Genomic DNA, 3,841 nt, shown 5'->3' on the forward strand with positions numbered 1-3,841 from the left:
GCCCACGATCCGGCGGACAGCGGCCGGTGAGCGGAAGATCAAGTGGCCGTCCACGCGGATCTTCAAGGCCAGCGTCCCCGACTCGAACGTGGACGTCAYCTTCGTCCAGGGCACCGAGCCGTCCTACAAGTGGCGTGCCTACACCGCGGAACTGCTGGTGCATGCCGAGGCCCTGCATGTCGACTACGTCATCCTGGTCGGTGCGCTGCTGGCTGACGTGCCGCACAGCCGGCCCATTCCGGTCAGCACCTCCACGGACGACGCCGCACTGCGTGAGCGGATGGACCTGGAGGCCTCGCAGTACGAGGGCCCCGTAGGGATTGTGGGCGTGCTCGGCGAGGTGGCCCTGCTGGCCGGGCTCCCGACCGTGTCGCTCTGGGCGGCCGTGCCGCACTATGTAGCCCAGGCCCCGTCGCCGAAGGCGCAGCTGGCCCTGCTGCACCGGGTCGAGGAGCTGCTCCAGGTCCCGCTGGACACCACGGAACTCGTGGAGGAGGCCGACGCGTGGGAACGCGGCGTGGACGAGCTCGCTACAGAGGATCCGGAAATTGCGGCGTATGTGCGCCAGCTGGAGGAGGCCAAGGACACCGCCGACCTCCCGGAGGCCAGCGGTGAATCGATAGCCCGCGAATTTGAGCGCTACCTCAAGCGCCGGGGCAAGGACAAGCCCTAGGCCTCGTCCCGCTTTCCCCGGACCAGAGTCTTATGACCCTGACGGCGGGCGCCTGTCGCGGCGAGAGTTGGACCTGGCCGCGACGCCGGCCAACACCGAGTGGAGGGCACACCATGACAGATCACAACTACATCTTGTTCGTGTCGTCGTACGCCGACGAGGGCTCGGCGGAAGAGGATTTCAAGGCGATCAAGGGCATGGACGACGCGGCCGTCGCGGCTGCCGTCGTCCTGTCGCGTGACTCCTCGGGCAAGACCGAGGTCAAGGAGCACGGCGGCGGACTGGTCGCCGGCGGCACCAAGGCCGGCGCAGTCGGCGGCCTGGTGGTCGGACTGTTCGCTCCGCCACTGCTGCTGTCCGGCGTGATCGGTGCCGGGATCGGCGCTGGTGTGGGTGCCATCAGGAAGCGGCATGAGGAAAAGTCCATCGGCGTCAACGCGGAGGAGTTTCTGCCGCCGGGCTCCTCGGCGATCGTTGCCATCGTCGATGACCTCTACCTGGACCGCGTCGACAAGGCGATCAGCAAGGCCACCAAAAAGGTCAGCAAGGCTGTCGAAAGTGGTGACTACGACGCCGTCGTCAAAGCCGTGAACGAGGGCGACGAGAAAATCATCGAGGCCGCTTCGTCCTGACCGGCCGACGCAGCCACCGTGGAGACGGCCGCTGGGTTTTGGGATCTTCTCCGGCCGGGGCCGATCGAAATCCGGTTAGAGTTCGACGCCGAGCAGGGCGTCGACCGCGTCGCTGACCAGCGCGGCGTCCGTGGCCGAGGCCTCCCCCGGGGCGGCCAGGGCGGCCTTGGCCCAGGCATCGACAGCGGCGAGTGCGCCGGGCGCGTTCAGGTCGTTGGCGAGTTCGGTCCGCAGCCCGCCAAGCAGGGCCGCGGCGGAGCCTTCCGGCGCCACGGCGAGGGCCTCGCGCCAGGTGCGGAGCCGGTCTTTGGCCTCGGCGAATCCGGCGGCGGTCCAGGACCAGTCCGTGCGGTAGTGGTGGGCCAGGATCGCGAGGCGGATCGCGGCAGGTTCTTCCCCGTCAGCCCGGAGCCTGGAAACCAGGACAAGGTTGCCCTTGGACTTGCTCATCTTTTCCCCGTCGAGGCCCACCATGCCCGCGTGCGCGAAGTGGCGGGCCAGCGGCACGCCCGCCAGCGAGTACGCGTGGCCGGCGCCCATTTCGTGGTGCGGGAAAATAAGGTCCGAGCCGCCGCCCTGAACGGTAAATGGCCTGGGCAGGTACTCCTGGGCGATCACGGTGCATTCGACGTGCCAGCCGGGCCGGCCCTCCCCCAGCTCGCCACCGGGCCAGCTGGGCTCGCCTTCGCGGGCAACCCGCCAGAGCAGCGGATCCAGCGCCTGGCGCTTCCCGGCCCGGCCAGGGTCGCCGCCGCGTTCGGCGAAGAGTTCCAGCATTTCGGCGTCGGAGAGTCCGGAAATGGATCCCAGGGTCCAGGCGTCGACGTCGTCCGTCGAGTGCTTCCCGGCGGCTTCGACGTCGTAGTAGACGTCGCCGTCGGGCTCGCCGCCGGTGCCGGGGACGCGGTACGCGAGTCCGTTGCGCAGCAGGCGCTCGATGGCAGGAACGATCAGGGGAACGGCCTCGACGGCACCGATGTAGTGGTCCGGGGCGAGGACGTTCAGGGCCTCCATGTCGGTCTGGAACAGCTCGATTTGGCTCGCGGCGAGATCGCGCCAGTCGACGCCGGTGGCCGTGGCGCGCTCCAGGAGGGGATCGTCGACGTCGGTCACGTTCTGGACGTAGGCGACGTGCTGGCCTCCGTCCCGCCACGCGCGGTTGAGGAGGTCGAAGGCGACATAACTGGCCGCGTGGCCCATGTGCGTGGCGTCATAAGGGGTGATGCCGCAGACATACATGGACTGCTCACCCGTGGCCTCCAGGGTGACAATTCCGCCCTTGGCGGTATCGAAGAGGCTCAGGGCGGGCATGCTGCCGGGGAGCTGGGCAACAGGGCGGGAGGTCCAGGATTTCACAGACCAAGCCTAGTGCTAGGCGCTGATGACATTGAAACCGAGCAGCAGGAACAGCGACATTCCCAGGATGATCCGGTACCAGACGAAGAGCCGGTAGCCGCGGGTGGAGACGTATTTCAGGAACCAGCCGATGATGACGTAACCCACAATGAAGGCGATCACGGTGGCCAAGGCAGTTTCCGGGAGCCCGTACGGGCCGGTGATGCCTTCCTTGGAGACCACTTTGTACAACTGGTACAGGCCGCTGCCGAACACGGCGGGGATGGCCAGCAGGAAGGAGTAGCGGGCCGCCGCCTCACGGGTGTAGCCCATCAGGAGCCCGGCGCTGATCGTGCCGCCGGAGCGGGACACACCGGGGAACAGCGCCAGGGCCTGCGCCAGTCCGTAAAAGAGGCCATGTTTGTAGGTCAGCTGCGTCAGTTCACGGTCCTGCCGGCCGATGGTGTCGGCAACCGCGAGGACCATGCCGAAGATGATCAGCATGGTCGCGACGCCCCACAGGCTGCGGAGTACCGATTCGATCTGGTCCTGGAACAGCAGGCCCAGGACGATGATCGGGATGCTGCCCAGGATCACCAGCCAGCCCATGCGCGCATCCGGGTCCTGCCGGGAGACTTTGCCGGTCAGCGAACCGGACCAGGCACGGATGATCCGCAGGATGTCGCGCCAGAAATAGACGATCACCGCCGTCTCGGTGCCCAGCTGCGTGATGGCCGTGAAGGCGGCGCCGGGATCGGACGCTTCCGGGAGGAAGGCGCCGACAATCCGCAGATGGGCGCTCGAGGAAATCGGGAGGAACTCGGTCAGCCCCTGTACCAGGCCCAACAGAGCCGCTTGTATCCAGTTCACGTTTATAGACCCTACGTTACGAAGCAGCCCGACCCCGTAAGCTAGCTGACATGCAGCAGCGTTATGTCGGCAACAGTGGGTTGCGCGTGTCCGCCCTATCCCTCGGCACCATGTCCTGGGCCAGGGAAACCGAGGAACAGGATGCCGCCGCCCTGGTGCGCACCTTCGTCGATGCCGGCGGAACCCTGATCGATACGGCGGCGTCCTAYGCCGACGGGCAGGCCGAGGCGATGCTCGGCGGAATACTGGGCGACGTCGTGGCGCGCTCCGAAGTGGTGATCTCCACGAAGGCCGGACTGACGACGGCGGACGGTCGCCGCAGCGTCGACAC

5 protein-coding genes are annotated in these 3,841 nt (G+C 67.3%); 3 read left to right on the forward strand and 2 right to left on the reverse strand.

Features of this window, described 5'->3' with window-relative positions:
- Positions 1 to 673, forward strand: a 673-nt coding sequence (locus AC1D1S_RS19880) for a PAC2 family protein (RefSeq protein WP_476995295.1), incomplete at its 5' end; no start/stop codon positions are given.
- 113 nt (positions 674 to 786) lie between these two features.
- Complete coding sequence (locus tag AC1D1S_RS19885; RefSeq protein WP_243177611.1) at positions 787 to 1,305, forward strand: DUF1269 domain-containing protein; 519 nt, start codon at positions 787 to 789, stop codon at positions 1,303 to 1,305.
- Between the two features lie 75 nt (positions 1,306 to 1,380).
- Here AC1D1S_RS19885 and mshC read toward each other — a convergent pair whose 3' ends face one another.
- Positions 1,381 to 2,661: a cysteine--1-D-myo-inosityl 2-amino-2-deoxy-alpha-D-glucopyranoside ligase gene (mshC, locus tag AC1D1S_RS19890; protein ID WP_476945143.1), complete on the reverse strand. Its 1,281-nt coding sequence runs from the start codon at positions 2,659 to 2,661 to the stop codon at positions 1,381 to 1,383.
- A gap of 15 nt (positions 2,662 to 2,676) precedes the next feature.
- Positions 2,677 to 3,510 (reverse strand): undecaprenyl-diphosphate phosphatase, encoded by an 834-nt coding sequence (locus AC1D1S_RS19895; protein WP_028275574.1) that lies wholly within the window; start codon positions 3,508 to 3,510, stop codon positions 2,677 to 2,679.
- Positions 3,511 to 3,560: 50 nt separating this feature from the next.
- On the opposite strand from AC1D1S_RS19895, the gene AC1D1S_RS19900 reads away from it, so the two are divergent.
- The coding region (locus AC1D1S_RS19900; protein ID WP_476995296.1) for an aldo/keto reductase at positions 3,561 to 3,841 on the forward strand (281 nt) is incomplete at its 3' end.

Source organism: Arthrobacter sp. P1_A5 (assembly GCF_056406825.1).